Source organism: Oceanivirga miroungae (assembly GCF_902505095.1).
GTDB classification, from domain to species: domain Bacteria; phylum Fusobacteriota; class Fusobacteriia; order Fusobacteriales; family Leptotrichiaceae; genus Oceanivirga; species Oceanivirga miroungae.
In genome coordinates this window covers 1,205,507-1,224,499 of record NZ_CABWIB010000001.1, presented here as the reverse complement: position 1 = coordinate 1,224,499, position 18,993 = coordinate 1,205,507, and the positions used below count along the sequence as shown (strand labels likewise).

The following is an 18,993-nucleotide window of genomic DNA, read 5'->3' as shown; positions in this document are numbered from 1 at the left end:
AAGCTACACACTTTATAGTGTGTAGTTTTTAATTTTTTAATGAATGTAGTGGAGCTGGTGCAAAACCACCTCTATTTATAAGAACACTACAATCTAAGTTATTTACTCTCATTATTTTTGCATATCCAAGTAAGCCACCAAAGTTAGCAATTTCCCCTTCTTTTTTATTAGGAACAGGTATAATTCTAACAGCAGTTGTTTTACAGTTTATCATACCAATTGCCATTTCATCAGCAATAATTCCAGATATAACAGATTCTTTTGTATCTCCAGGAATTGCTATCATATCAAGTCCAACTGAGCAAACAGCTGTCATTGCTTCTAGTTTTTCAAGGTTTAAATAGTCTTTTTGTGTAGCTTCTATCATGGCATGATCTTCACTGACCGGAATAAAAGCACCACTTAATCCACCAACACTACTAGCTGCCATAAGTCCACCTTTTTTAACAGCGTCATTTAGTAAAGCTAAAGCAAATGTAGTTCCATAAGCACCAACAGATTCAAGTCCAAATTCTTCTAATACATTACCAACACTATCTCCAATAGCAGGAGTAGGAGCTAATGATAAATCAATTATTCCAAATTTAACTCCAAGCTCACTTGCAACCTCTCTACCTATTAAATCTCCAACTCTAGTTATCTTAAAGCTAACTTTTTTAATTTCATCAGTTATTTTTTCAATGCTAGCATCTTTTGGTATTTTAGCTAAAGCAGATCTCATAACTCCAGGTCCACTAACACCAACACTTAATACAGTGTCAGCATTTTCTATACCGTGAAAAGCTCCTGCCATGAATGGATTATCTGGAACTGCATTTGTAAATACTACAAATTTAGCTGCAGCTAGTCCATCTTGATCTGGTGTTAGATTAGCTAATTCTTTTACAGTTTTTCCCATAAGTTTTATTGCGTCAAGATTTATACCAGCTTTAGTAGAACCTACATTTACAGATGAGCATACTCTATTTGTAGAAGAAATTGCTTTAGGAATAGAGTTAATTAACCTTTTATCACTAAGAGTCATTCCCTTATCAACTAAAGCACTAAATCCACCTATAAAATCAATTCCAAGCTCAACTGCTGCCTTATCCAAAGCTTTTGCAAATATTGTATAATCTTCTATATCACAGCTAGATGCAACTATAGCTATTGGGGTTACAGATATTCTTTTATTTACTATAGGGATATCATATTTTTTACTTACCATTTCAGCAACTTTTACTAAATCTTTACCTTTTTCTGTAATTTTTTTATAGATTTTATCTGCAACAATATTAGCATCTGGCCCCATACAATCTAAAAGACTAATACCTAAAGTAACTGTTCTAATATCAAAATTGTACATTGTTATCATATTTATAGTATCTATAATCTCTTCATTTGAAAAAAACATTAGTCCTCCTATAGTTCATACATTGATTTAAATAATTCTGTACCTTGAATGAAAACTTTAACATTTAAAATATCTAACTTAGTAAATTTTTCTCTAAGAGTAGCTATGTCAATATTATCGTTTAGCTGAACTAACATTATCATAGAAAATATATTATCTGTAAAAACTTTTTGTGAAATATCTATGATATTAACATTATTTTCATAAAGTATTTTAGATACATTGTATACTATACCTACTTTATCTTCTCCCATTGTTGTAATTATTGCTTTTTCCATATTAGTTATCCTTCTTTTCAATAAATAAATAAGTTTTGTTGTTATCAAATATTATCAATTTATCTTTGTATAGACTAACAACATATGGCTTATTTAAATATTCTAAATAGATATTTTCCATTTTCATATCTAAGTCATTAGAAGCCATTAATGTAGTTGCTATATCTTTTAATTGTATTATATTATTTTTAATTGTATATCTACCAAAATATGAATTTACTGGTAAAGTACCATAAACATTATCTTCCTCAAATGAAATAGAAAATCTTTTATCAGATTCAAGTACAAAAGTTCTTTTATCTAAGTCAGTCTTATTAGTTATGTTAATAAAACTAAGTATTTCATTTTTATCGTTATATATTTCAAATTCGTTTTTGTTAGTTCTTCTGAATCTTCTATTTCCTCTTAATATTGAGAAAAATTTACTTTCTAGTTCATTTTCATAAGGACTTCCTGCCATTCTTGTTGAAGATAAATCCTTAAAATCAATTGAACTTATATTTCCAAGAAAATAATTTGTTGAATAAATATTAACAAAAGACTTACCAAAAGCACGGTTATTTTCAAACTCTAAGGTTACATTATTTTCTAGAGTATCTTTTGTAGAATTATCATATTGTATTCTATGAAGTAATAATCTTTCGTTTATTTCATTTATTCTATAACAGCTTGTAAAGAGTAAAAGAAGTAAAAAAGATTTAAAAATTTTTTTCAATTTAATCACCTATTTTATTGAATGTATTACTTCTAAAACAACTTTTTGGAATTCTTCTAGTTTACTAATAGATTCTTCTTTTGTACTTGCTTTAACGTATGTATAAAGTTTAATCTTAGGTTCAGTTCCACTTGGTCTTAGAGTATACCAACTTTCATCATCATAATTAACTCTAAATGCATTTGTTTTTTCCATATCAATAAGACTAACTTCATTATTTTCTAAATTAGTTTTTTCTTGTGTCTTGTAATCAATAGTTTGAATAGCTTTAGAGTCTTTAATTGTTCTAGGGAATTTATTTCTAAATTCTACCATCATACGAGCTATTCTTTCTTGTCCTTCAATACCTTCTAGTACAATAGAAACACCTTTTTCACTATAATATCCAACTTCTTTAAATAGGTTTTCTAATACATCTATTAAAGTAAGACCTTGTTTTTTATAGTATGCAGCCATTTCACTAAATAACATAGCAGCAGTTACACCATCTTTATCTCTTACAAATGTCCCAACATTATATCCAACACTTTCTTCGTATCCCATTACATAAGTTTTTTCTTTTGTTTTTTCCCATCTATTAGAAAGAGCACAAATGTTTTTAAATCCAGTTAAAACATCTATCATTTCTACACCATATTTTTTACAAATAGCAGTCCCCATATCTCCTGTTACTATAGATTTTACTATAGCTGGGTTTTTAGGCATTTTACCTTTTTCGCTTAATGTTGATAATACATAATTTATTATTAGTACTCCAGCTTGGTTTCCATTTATTGGTATAATTTCACCTTTATGTACTACTTCTATTGCTAGTCTGTCAGCATCAGGATCTGTTGCTATTATTATATCAGCCGATACTTTTTTAGCTAATCTATTTGCATATTCAAATACAACTGGAAACTCTGGATTTGGATAAGGTGTTGTAGGGAAGTGTCCATTTGGTTTTTCTTCTTCTTCAACAACAAAAACATTTTTATAGTTTGTTTCAGCTAACATCGTACGAACTCCAACATTACCTGCTCCATGTAGTGGAGTGTATACAATTTTTACACTCTTATCTAATTCAGATTCATCTCTTAATGATTCCTGTTTAACTTTTTCATAGTATGCTCTATCTATTTTTTCTCCAACTATTTCTAACATTCCACTTTCTATAGCTTGTTCATATGTTAAGCTCTTATAGTCTTTAAAGTATGAGATGTTTTTCATTTTAGCTAAAACTTTACTTGCTATATCATCTTTTATTTGAGATCCTTCTTCCCAATATACTTTATACCCATTATATTCTTTTGGATTGTGTGAAGCTGTAATGTTAACCCCTGATATACAAGATAAGTATCTAACTGCAAATGATAATTCTGGAGTAGGTCTTAAATCTTCAAATAAATAAGTTTTAATACCAGCACTAGCCATAATTAAAGCAGCTTCTTTTGCAAATTCAGTAGACATTATTCTACAATCATATGCAAATACAATTCCTTTTTCTCTAGCTTCTTTTCCTACATCAAGAATAACCTCAGCTAATGCACGAGTAGCTCTTGCTATAACTAAGTAGTTCATTCTATTTGTACCTGCTCCTAATTTACCACGAAGTCCTGCTGTACCAAATTCTAATTCTTGATAAAATCTATCATTAATTTCTTTTTCATCATCTTTTATTGAAAGTAAATCCTTTCTTAATTCTTCATCTAAATTTTCATAATTTAACCAATTTTCATAATTTTTTTTATAGTCCATTATATTTCCTCCTTATTTTCCTAATATATTATACTGTCAATACCTTAATTATTCAACAATTACTATGGTATTTTCTTTAGGAATTCTTAAATTACCGTCTAATATTTTTTTATATCCAACCCAATTATATAGTTCAGATACAACCTCATCATAGTTTCTAACACATTTATGAGATATTCCAAAAGAACCAATTAAACTTTTAGTTATTTCAATTCTTTCATTTATATTTTCCTCTGGTTCGTATAGGCTAGGTATACCATGTATATATGCACCACCAGAAAATCTTATTGCAAATTTTGCCTCACCATTTATTTCTTCAGTAGAACCATCTTTGAAATAGAACATTTTAGGTTTTGTTATAGCTACTAAAAACATACCAGTTGGAGTTTCAAAACCATATTTACTATTTATTCCAGTTGTAACAAAAGAACTTGTAATTAAATTAAATGTATTATTTTCACCTAATTCTAAGGCAATTTCTGTTTGAGAATCCTTGTCTATGAAAATGAATTTATTTACGTTTTTTCCTAAACCAGAATTTAAAAAATATTCTTTGTTAGATTTAGGCATATATAAAGTTTCGTCATAGTAAGGTGATTTAATTAGATAGTATTCATCATTCTCGCCTATTATTGTAAACATTGCCCTATCTGGTAGGTTATATAGATTTGATTTAGCTTCATCTGTATAAACAGTAACACTTTGGTTTGCAAAATTACCTAGTATATCTTCTTCATTTAAAATTGTGTTATCTAGTGGTTTAAATTTAGATATAATTTTAATTTTCCATTTGTATTTTTTTATAAAGTCATTAACTTTTTCAGATAGTTCTATAGCCTTTTCATAATTAAATTCTCTTTTTATAGCTAAACTAGCATCTAAATAACCAATATTTTCATTGTTATCTTTTATTTTAAACCAAGTTCTATTATCATCAGTAAGTACAAGTGACAATGCTTCTACTTTACTACCATTAACTAATTTTGTAACTATATCAGATTCTCTATTAGTTTGGGCTCTAACATTTGAATTATATTTAACATATACAAAATTATCAAAATTAGTTGAAAATTCTTTAGCTAATAGAGTATCTCTTTTTAAATTTGGTTTATCATAGTTTTTATAAGTTATAAGAGTTTCATCTGAAAAGGACAGAAAACTTATAACTAAATAAATTAAAAATATTATTTTTTTCATTATATATCAACAGATACTATAAGGGATTCTCCTACATCTTTTTTCATAGTAACACCGTATAGTCTGTCTGCTCCTTTCATTGTTTCCTTATTATGTGTAATTAACATAAATTGAGAAGAATTGAATTTTTTTAAAAGTTCAATTAATTTTTTTGTATTAGCTTCATCTAGTGCTGCTTCAACCTCATCAAAGAATGTAAATGGACTAGGTTTATACATGAATATTGCCATTATAAAGGCGACTGCTAACATAGATTTTTCTCCTCCAGATAATAAAGTTAGACTTTGTTCTGGTTTATTTTTATACTTAACACTTAAACTAAGACCTGTATTTATTGGATCTAGCTCATCTAATACTTTAATTTGTCCACTTGCTTTATGTAAAAGTTCAAAGCACATATACTTAAAGTTATTAGAAATATTTTCAATTGAAATATTAAATTTATTTATTATTTCTTCATCAATTTCAGATATTAAAGTCATTATTTGATTACGACTTCTATTTAAATCAAATTTATCATTAGTTAGTTTATCGTATTTTTCTTTTTCATTTTTATATTCTTCAATACTACTTAAATTGATATCCCCTAAATTAGATCTACTTTTTTCATTAACGGAAATCTTTTTTTGAGTTAATCTAAGTGTAGCATCACTATCTATTACAGAATAATTCATATTAGATAGTATTTCTTCTTTTATTTCTTCAAGTCCGCCTAAAATTATATTATTTTCTTCTATAACTAAATTATTTTTCTCTATATCTTCAACTAATTTAGCAACTCTATTATTTTTATCAAATAAAGATAAATTTAATTCATTTTTTATTTCAAGTAGGTTTGAATGTTCTTTTGATAATTTAGAGTTTTCATTAGTTAAAAGTTTTATTTTTTCTTGAGAAGAAGAATTTTCATTTAAAATATTATTTATTAAAGTAGATATTTTATTTATATTTTCTTCTATAGAATGATATATACTCTCTTTATTTTCTAAGAAATTTTGTATACTATCAAATTCTTCTTTTATACTTATATACTTATTATTATTCTCCAAGTAAGACAAGTTAATAGAGGATAATTTTTCATCTAGTACAGCTTTTTTAATATTCATTTCATTTAATTTATCAGTATGTGACTCTTCTTTATTTAAGTTTTCTAATTTAATAGTCACTTCTTCTTTATTATTAGCATTTTCTAATATTTTTTCATCAATTCTATCTAGTATTTGATTATTACTTAAAATATCTTTTTTGCTTTTATCTATGAAATCTTGGTTTTCATCAATTTCAAATCTGTATGTTTCAATTTCACGATTATATGAGTTTTTAGCTCTATTAAAGTCATCAAACTTTTCTTTAAGATTTGCTATAATCTTGTTATTTTCTAAAATTTCATCTTTTAGTTTAGAAATTTCTAAAGAAGATGTTTTAATTTCTAACTCTAATTTTTCTTTTTTATCAGATAAAAAATTTAAACGATCTTTTTTTATTAAGGTTTCATCAATTTTTTTATTTACATAACCACCTGTTATTCTACCACTACTAGATATTAAATCTCCATCTAAACTTACAATTTTATCGTAAAAGTTTTTAATCTTTAATCCATCTTCTAATTTATCAACTACTAAACTATTAGAAAAAACATAGTTTATAACCTCATCTACATCTTTATTAGAATTAGTACTTTTAACTACATCTCTTAGATATATTGCGTTTTCAAATTTTTCAAATGTAAGTTTTTTTGTTTTAATTTTATTTAAAGCTAAAAATGAAGTTGACCCAACCTTGTTTTCCTTAAGTAGTTTAATATACTTATTAGCAGTATAATCGTTTTTAACGATTATATCATTAAAAGCATATGCTGCTACTAGTGAAGCTGCTAATTGATACTTACTAGGAATATCTATTAGTGTTATAAATGGAGCTAATACATCATTGTCATTTTTACTTTGATTTATTACATACTGTATTGCTTTATTCATTTGACTTAGGTTATCTAGTGAATTTTTAATAGAGTTATATTCTAATTTAATTTCTTGATAAGAAGCCATATTTTTATTATTTATATTTTCAAGTTTTTCTAATTCTAATTTCTTATTAGAATTTTTACTAACTAAAGTATTTAAGTCATTAAATTCATTGTTATTTAAAAGATTTTCTAAGTTTTTATTTGCTACTTCTAATTCTTTAGTTATTATATTTAGCTTATTATTTGCAAGTGTTATTCTTTTTTCTAAATCACTATTTTGACTTTTTAATTTTATTTTATCTACTTCTAAATTTTGGTAATTTTCATTAGCAATAGCTAAAGAATTATTTAAACTATTTTTAAGTTCAATTCTTTTTTCGTTTAAGTCATTTAAAGTATTTATTTCTTTTTCTAGTAGTTTTAATTCATTTTCTAAATTTAATTTAATTTCTTTTTTAGCATCTAAACTGACTTTTAATTCATCTAAACTACTACTTAGTCCCTTTATTTTTTCTTCCTTTATTTTTGTATCTGTAATAAAGTTAGAAAGATTATTAGAATACGTTTTCTCACTTTCTTTTAGTTCTTTTAACTTATCATCATTTTCTTTATTTTGTGAGAAAATATTATCTAGTTCTAATTCTATTTCATTTTTTCTTTTTTCATTTTTATTAGATTCATTTTCATTTTCTAAAAGGTCTTGATTAAGTTTAGCTATACTAGTTTCTAAATCACTTTTTTTAGCTGTTAATATCTCATTTTCTTTTATGCTATTTTCAACTAAATAGCTAGAACTCATATATTTTAAAGTGTTAATTTCTGTAGTGTAGCTTTTATATACCTTAGCTTTTTTAGCCTGTTCTTCTAATTTATCTAAATGCTCTAGTATTGTTTTTTCAACAAGCTCTATTTTTTCAATCTCATCTTCTACATTTTTAAGCTTTTTTAATGAATTTTCTTTTTCAGATTTAGCTTTTTTAATTCCAGCAGCTTCGTCTATTATATTTCTTAAATCAGTTGCAGATGATCCTATTATTTTCTCGACCTTACCTTGACCAATTACAGAATAAGCCTGCTTTCCTATTCCTGTATCTAAAAATAGGTCGCTAATATCTTTTAGACGACATTTATTATTATTAATTTGATAAGTAGATTCACCATCTCTTGTTATAGTTCTTGTAATACTTACCTCATCTGTATCTATGTTTAGGTATCTATCTTCATTATTTACAATAAGAGAAACAGTAGCGCTTGATCTTGCCTTTTTATTTTTCCCACCAGAAAAAATTACATCAGCACTTTCTTTTGCCCTTATTTGCTTGTAGCTTTGTTCTCCTAAAACCCATAAAACAGCATCTAGTATATTACTTTTACCACTACCATTAGGACCTACAATTCCTGTTATTCCTTTATTAAATTCTATATAGTTTTTACCTGAAAAAGATTTAAACCCATTTATATATAGCCCTTTTAAATACACTATTTTACCCCTTTAAATATTTTTTTAATATACTTTGATGTAAGCAAGATATTATTGTTAGAAATAATTTCTTTTCTCATTAAGTCCAATATTTCTTTGTCGTAAGAATTATCAGAATATATTTTAGCATTTTTGTATAAGTATGCTGTAAATCCATCTTTTATTAAGTTTGAAATATATTCTATATCATTAGCCCTTTTTTCATAATTATTTTTTAAAAGATAAATATCATTTTTTTCAAAATTAACAAAGTAGTTATCACTATTAACTATATCAAATATATTTCGTCTATTTAATTTTTTCTTAAATTCACTATCATCGTCATTTAAAACTAAAATTGTTTTACTTTTACCATATAGGGTACTTATACAAGTTTCAACTACATTTATTGAATAAGTGGTTTTACTATTTAAAAATGAAATAATATCATAATTAACATAAGCTAATGCGATATTTTTTAAGTCATTTACACTAGCTTTATTACTCGCCACAATATACCTTATATCATAAAACCTATTATACATATTTATTAAATTTTCTGTCACACTATTATTTTTATTTGAAATAACTAGAAGTTCAAATGATTTTACTGTTTGATTTTTTAAAGTTTTTAAAACATCTGAAATATCTTCATCTTCTATTGCTAGAATTAGTGAAATTTTCATTATATCATCACCTCTTGTTTTTCTTTTATTATACCAAAAATTACACTTAATTTAAAGAATAATATGAGGAAGATGTGGTTGAATTGAAAATGATACCAATAATGATACCAATCGAATAGAAAATGATACCAATTAATCAATAAAGTTAAGGATAATTCAGAGATAACAATAAAAATCCCAGAGTGTTATATATTACACTTTAAAGTACAAAACATAGAGTGATAATTGAAAAATTATTAGAAATGTATTATGATTAGGTATGAAATTAAAAAGGAGGTAAAAAAGTAATGTATGCAATAGCATTTGATTTAAAAATTGAAGATTTAAAAAAACATTATGGAGAACCTTATAATAAAGCTTATGACGATGTTAGACAAGAATTAGAAGATTTAGGTTTCAAGTGGACTCAAGGAAGTTTATATATGAGTGATACAGATAAAAATTCATTAGCTGAAGTATATAAAGCAATAACAAAATTAAAAAGTATAGAGTGGTTTAAAAATTCTGTAAGATATATAAGAGCTTTTAAAGTTGAAGATTGGTCTGACTTCACAGATATAGTAAGAAATTAATTAAAGAATTATGTAATTAGGAGAGTGAAATAAATCTCCTTTTTAATTAATAAATATTTGCACTTTACTGGCAAAAATTTGAAGGTAGTACTATTGAGATTAAATTGGTTTAATATGATTGGTTAGTAAAAATCGCGTATTAAGGAAATAAGAAAATAAAACAGTAATATATTGTTAAGCCTTAGTAATAACTCTTAGATAAGAGATAATATCAATAAATAGCGGACAATGAAATATAAATTAGCAAGAAAACTCTAAAAAAGCGTATAATAATAAAACCCCTAATGATATGTTTATTGAAACATTACTATCCAAACTATCATTAAGGGCATATAAGTTGTTTTATTACCAACTAATACAACTTCTAAATAACAATAAAAAATCTCAGAGTGCTATATATCAAACTTTAAAGTACAAAGCAATAAAAAAAGATTGCAATTTTTTTGGTAAGTTGCTAGAATACGGGTAGGTTGTTCCGTATAATCTTTCTAATATGGTGAAAGAGTTTCTACACAGATGCCGTAAATATCTGTACTACTAAGAGATAAAAAATCTCTTTACAGCTTTTTTTATTTTCAAAAATAATGCGGAACAGGAATGAGGAGGAATCATGGAAAAGTTTTTTAAACTTCAAGAACACGGTACAAATGTAAAAACAGAGGTTTTTGCAGGGATTACAACATTTTTAACTATGGCATATATTTTAGCTGTAAACGTATCAATTTTAAGTATAGCAGGATTGCCTAGTACAGCTGTATTTTTTGCAACTAGTATATCAGCAGCAGTAGCGTGTATATTTATGGGACTATATGCAAATGCCCCAATAGCATTAGCTTCTGGAATGGGATTAAATGCGTTTTTCACATTTACAGTAGTATTAACATTAAACTATACTTATCAAGAAGCACTAGCAATGGTATTTGTATCAGGAGTAATATTTTTAATTATTTCTCTACTAGGATTAAGAAAGAAAATAGTAGACAGTATTCCTGCAAGCTTGAAAAAATCAATAGGAGCTGCAATTGGATTTTTCATAGCCTTTATAGGGCTTGTAAAAATGGGAGTAATAGTTGATAATCCTGCAACATTAGTTGGTTTAGGGAATATTAAACACCCAACAGTATTATTAGGATTATTAGGACTATTTATTACAATAGTTTTACTAAGCTTAGACTTCAAAGCAGGTGTATTTATCGGTATCTTATTAACAGCAGTAATTGGTGTGGTTTTAGGAATGTTAGGAGTATCTAATATGCCACAATTACCTACAAGAATAGTAGATGCAAATATAGATACATCATTAGTTGGAGCATTCATACAAGGACTAAAAAGTATAGTAACAAAACCAGAGAGTATAGTAGTAATATTTACTATGTTATTCGTTGACTTTTTCGATACAGCTGGTACATTAATAGCTGTTACCGATAAAATAGAACAACATTCTGGTAAGGACTATAACATGGATAAAATGTTCTATTCAGATGCAATAGGAACAATTACAGGTTCAGTTTTAGGAACATCTAATGTTACAAGCTATATTGAATCAGGAAGTGGAGTAGCAGCAGGTGGTAGAACAGGATTAACAGCAGTTGTAACAGGAGTATTATTCTTATTAGCAACATTCTTTGCACCATTATTACAAATAGTATCAAGCATAATGGTAGCAGATGGAGTATTCTTAGATCCAATAGTAGCACCAGCATTAGTAGTAGTTGGAATACTTATGGCAACTCAATTATCAAGTGTTGATTGGCATGACTTTACAGCGGCTTCAAGTGGATTTGTAACAATAATAGTAATGATATTAACATATTCAATAGCAAACGGAATTGCTGCAGGATTTATAGTTTATGTAATAACTAAGGTAGTAAAAAAAGAAATAAAAGAAATAAAACCAGCAATCTGGATATTATTTGTAATATTTATACTGCACTTTTCTGCATTTTAGTTAGAAAATAGGAAAAATGCATAGCTTAATTGTTATGCATTTTTTGATATACAAAGGAGAATTATGGAAAAATTTTTTAAATTAAAAGAACATGAAACAACAATAAAAGGTGAGTTTTTTGCAGGGCTTACAACATTTTTAACAATGGCATATATATTAACTGTAAATGTTTCAATTTTAAGCGAATCAGGCCTTGAAAGTCGTGCTGTATTTTTTGCAATAACAATATCAGCAGCAGTTGCTTGTATATTTATGGGCCTATATGCGAATGCTCCAATAGCACTAGCATCTGGAATAGGATTAAATGCCTTTTTTACATACACAGTAGTATTTACACTTGGATATACACCATACGAAGGATTAGCTATGGTTTTTGTATCAGGTGTTATATTTTTAATAATTTCATTATTAGGACTAAGAAAGAAAATAATAGAAGCAATACCTGAAAGTTTAAAACAATCAATAGGAGCAGCTATAGGATTTTTTATAGCCTTCATTGGTCTTGTTAAAATGGGTGTAATAGTTAGAAATGATGCGACTTTAGTTGGTATAGGGAATTTTAAAAATCCAACAGTTATTCTAGCTATATTTGGACTTATTATAACTGTAATTTTACTTACAAAAGAGTATAAAGCTGGTGTATTTATTGGGATTGTAATAACAGCTATAGTAGGTATAGTTTTAGGAATGCTTGGGATAAATAATATGCCACAGCTACCTACAAGTGTTATAGATGTTAAAATTGATACATCATTAGTTGGAGCATTCATACAAGGATTAAAAAGTATAATAACAAAACCAGAAAGTATAGTAGTAATATTTACTATGCTATTTGTAGATTTTTTTGATACTGCAGGAACACTAATAGCAGTTACAAATAAGATAGAAAGACATGCTGGAAAAGACTACAATATGGATAAAATGTTTTACTCAGATGCGCTAGGTACAATAACAGGAGCAGTCTTAGGTACTTCAAATGTTACAAGCTATATTGAATCAGGAAGTGGAGTAGCAGCTGGAGGTAGAACAGGATTAACTTCAGTGTTTACTGGAATATTTTTCATATTTGCAACATTTTTTGCACCTTTATTAAAAGTTGTTGCTAGTATTAATGTAGATGGTAAATTTATAGATCCAGTAGTAGCGCCTGCCTTAGTAGTGGTTGGAATACTTATGGCAACACAGCTATCTAGTATTGATTGGCATGATTTTACATCTGCTTCAAGTGGATTTGTGACTATAATAATAATGATATTAACGTATTCAATAGTAAATGGATTAGCAGCAGGACTTATCATTTATGTAATAACAATGATAGCTAAAAATGAGTATAAAAAGATTAATATATCATTGTGGCTACTATTTATTTTATTCATATTATATTTTGTAACAATGTAGAAAATAAGAAGTGTCTATGTGTGAGGCACTTTTTTATTTACTAAATTATCATTTATATTTTACTTTAAATACTGTATAATTATATTGTGAATGTGCTAAATATTGGAGGATAAATGAAAAATTTTGAAAATGAAGCAAAACCATTTATAAAATGGGCTGGAGGTAAATCTTCTTTGGTTGGGGATATAAAAAAATATTATCCAGATGAGTTAGGTAATGAAATATATAAATATTGTGAGCCTTTTGTAGGTGGAGGTGCTGTATTATTTGATATACTCTCAAACTATGATATAAAAGAAGTGTATATAAGCGATATAAATGAAGAGCTTATTAATTTATATAAAACTATAAAAAATAATGTAGAAGATTTAATTTTAATTTTGAAAAAAATTCAAGATGTGTATATTTTATCTAGCGAAGAAGAAAGAAAAAAATATTATTATGAAAAAAGAGACGAATTTAATAAGTATATTTTAAAAGAAATTGATGATATTATCTATGGTTCAGCTCTATTTATATTTCTAAATAGAACATGCTTTAATGGATTATATAGGGTCAATAAAAGTGGTCTTTTTAATGTTCCTATGGGGAGATATAAAAATCCAAGAATATGTGATGATAAAAATTTAAGAGTGGTTTCAAATAAGTTACAAAAAGTTCAAATATTTAATAAAAAATATGATGAGTCTATAGATTTTGTAGATAAAAATACTTTTGTATATTTTGATCCACCATATAGACCTATAAGTGAAAGTTCTAGCTTTGTTTCTTATGCTAAAGACATGTTTGATGATAACGAGCAAATAAACTTAGCTAACTATTTTAAAAAACTTAGCGATAAAGGAGCTATATGTGTACTAAGTAATTCAGACCCTAAAAATACAAGTGAAGATGATAACTTTTTTGATGAACTATATAAAGAATTTAATATACATAGAGTGAAAACCAATAGAAGAATAAATTCAAATGGTAATAAAAGAGGGGAACTAAGTGAACTTTTAATTACAAATAGATTTTAAAGGAGAAAAATGAAAAGAGAATTTAATGAATGGTTTACTAATTTTAAAGATAATATAGCATCATATGATTACTATGTAGATTTTCATAAGGTATATAGAAATGTTGATGGTATTAAAGTTGAACTTAATATACTCAATTCTTTAGTAGCGTCTACAAATATTAGAGAAGATTTTATAAAATTAATTAATAAATATCCAGAGGTATTAAAATGCATACCCATTCTAATAGCTATAAGACTAAAAGAAATTAAGATTTTAGAAGATGAAGAAGAATACATTTATTCATTTAAAAAAAATAATTATAGTATAGAAAAGTATGCCGATTTTATGGGAAAAATTGGATTGTTTGAACTTCTTGAAAAAAGATTAGTAAGTAATTTGATTGACTATGTTATGGGTGTAGAAACGGGTCTTGATTCAAATGGAAGAAAAAATCGTGGTGGACACTTGATGGAAAATTTAGTTGAAAAATATATAAAAAAAGCAGGGTTTATAAAAGATGAATCATATTTTAAAGAAATGTATATAAAAGAAATACAAAAAAAATGGAAAGTTGATTTATCAAAAATTTCAAATAAAGGTAAGATGGAAAAAAGATTTGACTTTGTAATTAAGACACAAAATCAAATTTATATTATAGAAACTAATTTTTATAATTCTAAAGGTTCTAAATTAAATGAAACGGCTAGAAGCTATAAGACTATCGCGATGGAGGTAGAGGAAATAAAAGGAATTACATTTGTGTGGTTTACAGATGGTAAAGGGTGGTTAAATGCTAAAAATAATTTAGAAGAAACCTTTGATGTGATGGAACATATTTACAATATTAATGATATAAAAGATGGAATAATTGAAAAGGTGTTTATTTGATGAAAAAAAATATAAAAAAATGGGAACCAGATAACTTTGAGTTAGAGATGAATACGGTTTGGTCATTTCCTGATAGGGGAAAATGGGCGACCCATGATGCTAAATGGCGTGGGAATTGGTCTCCATATATTCCAAGAAATATAATACTTAGATATTCAGAAGAAAATGATTTAATATTAGACCAGTTTGCAGGTGGTGGAACAACATTAGTCGAAGCTAAACTACTTAGAAGAAATATAATTGGTGTTGATATAAACGAAGAATCTTTAAAAAGATGTAGAGAAAAGATAGATTTTGAGTGGGAAAACTCAGGTAAAGTTTATATTAAAAAAGCTGATGCAAGAGATTTAAACTTTATAAAAAATGAAAGTATTGATCTGATTTGTACACATCCACCATACGCAGATATAATAAAGTATAGTGAAGAATTAGAAAATGATTTATCTTGTCTAAAAGTTAAAGATTTTTTAGAAGAGATGAGAGTAGTTGCAAAAGAATGTTATAGAGTATTAAAAAAAAATAAGTTTTGTGCAATTTTAATGGGGGATACAAGAAAAAATGGTAATGTAGTACCTATGAGTTTTGATGTTATGAAAATATTTGAAGAAGAAGGCTTTAAAACAAAAGAAATTATAATAAAAGAACAACATAACTGCAGGGCAACAGGATTTTGGAAAACTAATAGTGTGAAATATAATTTTCTATTATTAGCCCATGAGTATCTATTTATATTTAGAAAATAATAAAAAGGCATGTAACATTATTTTTGTTATATGCCTTTGACAAATAAAAAAAACAGGGTAAAATAGAATATATGTAAACGGTTACAGGAGGAATTAATGAAAAGAAAAAGTTTAATAACTTCTTTTTTTATAACCTTAGCTTTTATATCTCTAGCAGATAAAAGCTTAAAAGTACATTATAAAAAATTAGAAGATGAAAAATGGAATTTGTGGATATGGGAAGAAAATAAGAGTGGGTCAGTATATGAATTTAGTGAAAAAGATAAGTTCGGAGATATTGCAAATATTAGCTTAAATGATGATGTAGATAAGGTAGGTATAATTGTAAGAACAGATGAGTGGAAAAAAGATATAGATTTTGATAGATTCATTGATACAAAATCAAAAGATACAGAAGTATATTTACTAGGTAAAGATGAAAATATTTATGAATATAACCCAGATGAAAGACCAAAAGCTTTTAATAGATTAGATGCGGTTATTAATTTTAAAAATGACCAAAATTCATATAGAGGATATAAGGTAATAGTGGATAATAAAGAGTATAAGCTAAGAAAAAATAGATCTTTTGGATCAAGTGTGTTTATTAGAAAAGAAGGAGAAAATCTAAAAGAAATAGATTTTAAAATCTTAGATGACCATAATAGGCTGATATACAATAACAAGATAACAAAATTTGATAATAGTGGATTTGCTAAAGTTTATTTAAATGAAGGAGACAGTGAAGTCTACCATGATAAAGAGGTAGCAAATAAGCCAGCAGAAATACTTGATGCTATTATAGATAGTTTAAATACTGTTGTAATTACTATGAATAAAGGTGTTAACCTAAATAAAATGAAAAAAAATATTTTAGTTTATGAAACAGTTTTAGAATATGAAATGCCAGTAAAAAGTGTAGAAGTAATTAATGAAGCTAACAAATACAGATTAACATTTCATGATAATTTTGATTTAAATTCAGACTTTGTACTAAGTATTAAAAACTTTGAAAAAGTATCGCTAAAAAAATCAGGTGTTGTAAAATCAAAAGAGTTTGATGATATGTTTTATACTAATACAAAATTAGGTAACATATATGACAAAGACAAAACCATATTTAGAGTCTGGGCACCGACTGCAAAATCAGTTAATTTAGTAACATATAAAGATGATAGTGAAACTAAATATGAAATGAAGTTATTAGATAAAGGGGTTTATGAATATACTTTAAATGGGGATAATGAAAATTTAGAATACATGTATGAAGTAAACTTTAATGATAAAACAAATCTTACACAAGATCCTTATGCTATAGCAAGTACTGTAAATAGTACACATTCTGTTGTAGTAAATGTAAAAGAATTAGACTCTGATTTTGTAACTAATGATACTAAGATAATCTATGAATTAAGTATTAGAGATATGACGAGTCAAAAAGATACTGATGTAGTTAATAAAGGGAAGTTTTTAGGATTAACTGAGAAGAATAGAACATATGATTCTAAAATGAAAGTGGGACTAGATTACATTAAAGACTTAGGAGTTACATATGTTCAAGTAATGCCAATGTATGATTTTAGTACAAACTCAGTTGACGAATTAGACCAGTTTAAAAAATATAACTGGGGATATGATCCAGTAAACTACAATGTTATAGAAGGAAGTTTTTCGATAGATCCGGTAAGTAAGACAAGCAGAATACTAGAACTTCAAAAATTTGTTAAAACTATGCATGATAATAACATAGGTGTAATAATGGATGTTGTGTATAACCATGTATTTGACGCTAATTTACACGCATTTAATAAGATAGTTCCAGGATACTATTTTAGATTAACTAAGGATGGTAAATATACAAATGGTACTGGAGTTGGAAATGATATAGCAAGTGAACATAAAATGGTTAGAAAATATATAGTTGATAGTGTGAAATATTTAGCTAATATGTATAAATTAGACGGATTTAGATTTGATTTAATGGGTATATTAGATATAGATACTATGAACGAAGTATATAAGGAACTAAAAAAAATAAATCCTAATATAGTAATACTTGGTGAAGGTTGGAATATGGGTACTTTAGATGAAAATCTAAGAGCTACTCAAAATAATGCTAATAAATTAGAAAATATTGCATTTTTCAGTGATGATATGAGAGATACAGTAAAAGGTTCTACATTTGGTAATATAGGTAAAGGCTTTGTAAATGGTAAAAAAGATACTGAAGAGTATTTAGTTAAAAACATACAAGGTGGATATGGAATTAGAACGTATGTAAAACCTAGTCAAGTAATTCAGTATGTAGAAGCTCACGACAATCTCACTTTATATGACCAATTAAAAAGAACAAACATAGAAGATGATGAAGCTACAATAAATAAAAGACATAAACTAGCAACAACTATAATACTACTATCTAATGGAACACCATTTATACATTCAGGACAAGAATTTTTAAGAACTAAAAAAGGTGATGAAAACTCATATAAGTCAAGTGATGAAATAAATATGATAGACTATAAAAGAGCATATGAAAATAAAGAAAATATTGAATATGTAAAAGAGTTAATAAAAATAAGAAAAGAAAATAAGTTATTTAATTTAGATAACTATGAAGAAATATTAGAAAAATTAAATGTAATAGTAAAAAAAGATAATGTAATAGTGTATAAATTAAGTGATGGTAATAAGACATATTATGTAATATATAACGCAAATGAAGAAGATATAGAAGTAGAGATTGAAAATGGTAAGTATAAGGTGTTAGTAAAAGATTACAAGGCAAACTCTAAAGGAATTGAAAAAATAGAGATAAAAGATAATAAGGTAAATGTATCTAAACTATCTAGCTTAGTTTTAGAAAAAGAAAATGAATAAAATTTCAAATAGTGAACAAGTACCTCTTAATCTAGTGGTACTTGTTCAAAAATGTAGCAAAAATTTGACAATTGCAAAATTTAGGAATATAATAGAAGTAAGGTTAATTAGGACTTTTTTTGTCCTAATGTGAATTATAATATATGAACTGTAATG

13 protein-coding genes, 1 pseudogene and 1 riboswitch are annotated in these 18,993 nt (G+C 26.4%); of the genes and pseudogenes, 7 read left to right on the top strand and 7 right to left on the bottom strand.

The features are described 5' to 3' along the window. Window positions 1-28: 28 nt before the first annotated feature. From OMES3154_RS05835 to OMES3154_RS05805, 7 genes and pseudogenes are all read right to left on the bottom strand, one after another. Window positions 29-1,393, bottom strand: coding sequence for a PFL family protein (locus tag OMES3154_RS05835; protein ID WP_156683848.1), 1,365 nt, complete (start codon window positions 1,391-1,393; stop codon window positions 29-31). 8 nt (window positions 1,394-1,401) lie between these two features. Next, window positions 1,402-1,671 carry an ACT domain-containing protein gene (locus OMES3154_RS05830; protein ID WP_156683847.1) on the bottom strand — a complete coding sequence of 90 codons (270 nt, stop codon included), beginning with the start codon at window positions 1,669-1,671 and terminating at the stop codon, window positions 1,402-1,404. 1 nt (window position 1,672) lies between these two features. Next, window positions 1,673-2,386, bottom strand: coding sequence for an META domain-containing protein (locus OMES3154_RS05825; RefSeq protein WP_197271525.1), 714 nt, complete (start codon window positions 2,384-2,386; stop codon window positions 1,673-1,675). Window positions 2,387-2,395: 9 nt separating this feature from the next. Beyond that, a complete protein-coding gene (locus OMES3154_RS05820) occupies window positions 2,396-4,123 on the bottom strand; it encodes a phospho-sugar mutase (protein ID WP_156683845.1) in 1,728 nt (575 codons plus the stop codon). A gap of 48 nt (window positions 4,124-4,171) precedes the next feature. Continuing rightward, entirely contained in the window at window positions 4,172-5,320 is a 1,149-nt protein-coding gene (locus OMES3154_RS05815) for a L,D-transpeptidase family protein (protein ID WP_156683844.1), read from the bottom strand. A gap of 50 nt (window positions 5,321-5,370) precedes the next feature. After that, window positions 5,371-8,763 (bottom strand): annotated as a pseudogene (gene smc / locus OMES3154_RS05810) (chromosome segregation protein SMC); the annotation flags it as partial. Beyond that, the gene (locus tag OMES3154_RS05805) at window positions 8,763-9,428 is read right to left on the bottom strand and encodes a glycosyltransferase (RefSeq protein WP_156683842.1); all 666 of its coding nucleotides are present in this window, start codon (window positions 9,426-9,428) and stop codon (window positions 8,763-8,765) included. The pseudogene smc and the gene OMES3154_RS05805, both read right to left, overlap by 1 nt. Window positions 9,429-9,715: 287 nt before the next feature. Here OMES3154_RS05805 and vapD point away from each other — a divergent pair, with 287 nt between their 5' ends. The 7 genes from vapD (at window position 9,716) to pulA (ending at window position 18,837) form a co-directional block, all read left to right on the top strand. Beyond that, a complete protein-coding gene (gene vapD, locus OMES3154_RS05800) occupies window positions 9,716-10,000 on the top strand; it encodes an endoribonuclease VapD (protein WP_156683841.1) in 285 nt (94 codons plus the stop codon). A 455-nt stretch (window positions 10,001-10,455) separates the two neighbouring features. Next, window positions 10,456-10,557: riboswitch (purine riboswitch) on the top strand. Window positions 10,558-10,610: 53 nt separating this feature from the next. After that, complete coding sequence (locus OMES3154_RS05795) at window positions 10,611-11,948, top strand: NCS2 family permease (RefSeq protein ID WP_197271523.1); 1,338 nt, start codon at window positions 10,611-10,613, stop codon at window positions 11,946-11,948. A gap of 63 nt (window positions 11,949-12,011) precedes the next feature. Further along, window positions 12,012-13,346 carry an NCS2 family permease gene (locus OMES3154_RS05790; protein ID WP_197271522.1) on the top strand — a complete coding sequence of 445 codons (1,335 nt, stop codon included), beginning with the start codon at window positions 12,012-12,014 and terminating at the stop codon, window positions 13,344-13,346. A 113-nt stretch (window positions 13,347-13,459) separates the two neighbouring features. Next, entirely contained in the window at window positions 13,460-14,365 is a 906-nt protein-coding gene (locus OMES3154_RS05785) for a DNA adenine methylase (RefSeq protein WP_156683838.1), read from the top strand. A 9-nt stretch (window positions 14,366-14,374) separates the two neighbouring features. Next, complete coding sequence (locus tag OMES3154_RS05780) at window positions 14,375-15,235, top strand: type II restriction endonuclease (RefSeq protein WP_156683837.1); 861 nt, start codon at window positions 14,375-14,377, stop codon at window positions 15,233-15,235. Next, on the top strand, window positions 15,235-15,978 hold the full coding sequence (locus OMES3154_RS05775) for a TRM11 family SAM-dependent methyltransferase (protein WP_156683836.1): 744 nt from the start codon (window positions 15,235-15,237) through the stop codon (window positions 15,976-15,978). The genes OMES3154_RS05780 and OMES3154_RS05775 overlap by 1 nt, the downstream gene beginning before the upstream one ends. Before the next feature lie 96 nt (window positions 15,979-16,074). Next, on the top strand, window positions 16,075-18,837 hold the full coding sequence (gene pulA / locus OMES3154_RS05770) for a type I pullulanase (RefSeq protein ID WP_156683835.1): 2,763 nt from the start codon (window positions 16,075-16,077) through the stop codon (window positions 18,835-18,837). Window positions 18,838-18,993: the final 156 nt, after the last annotated feature.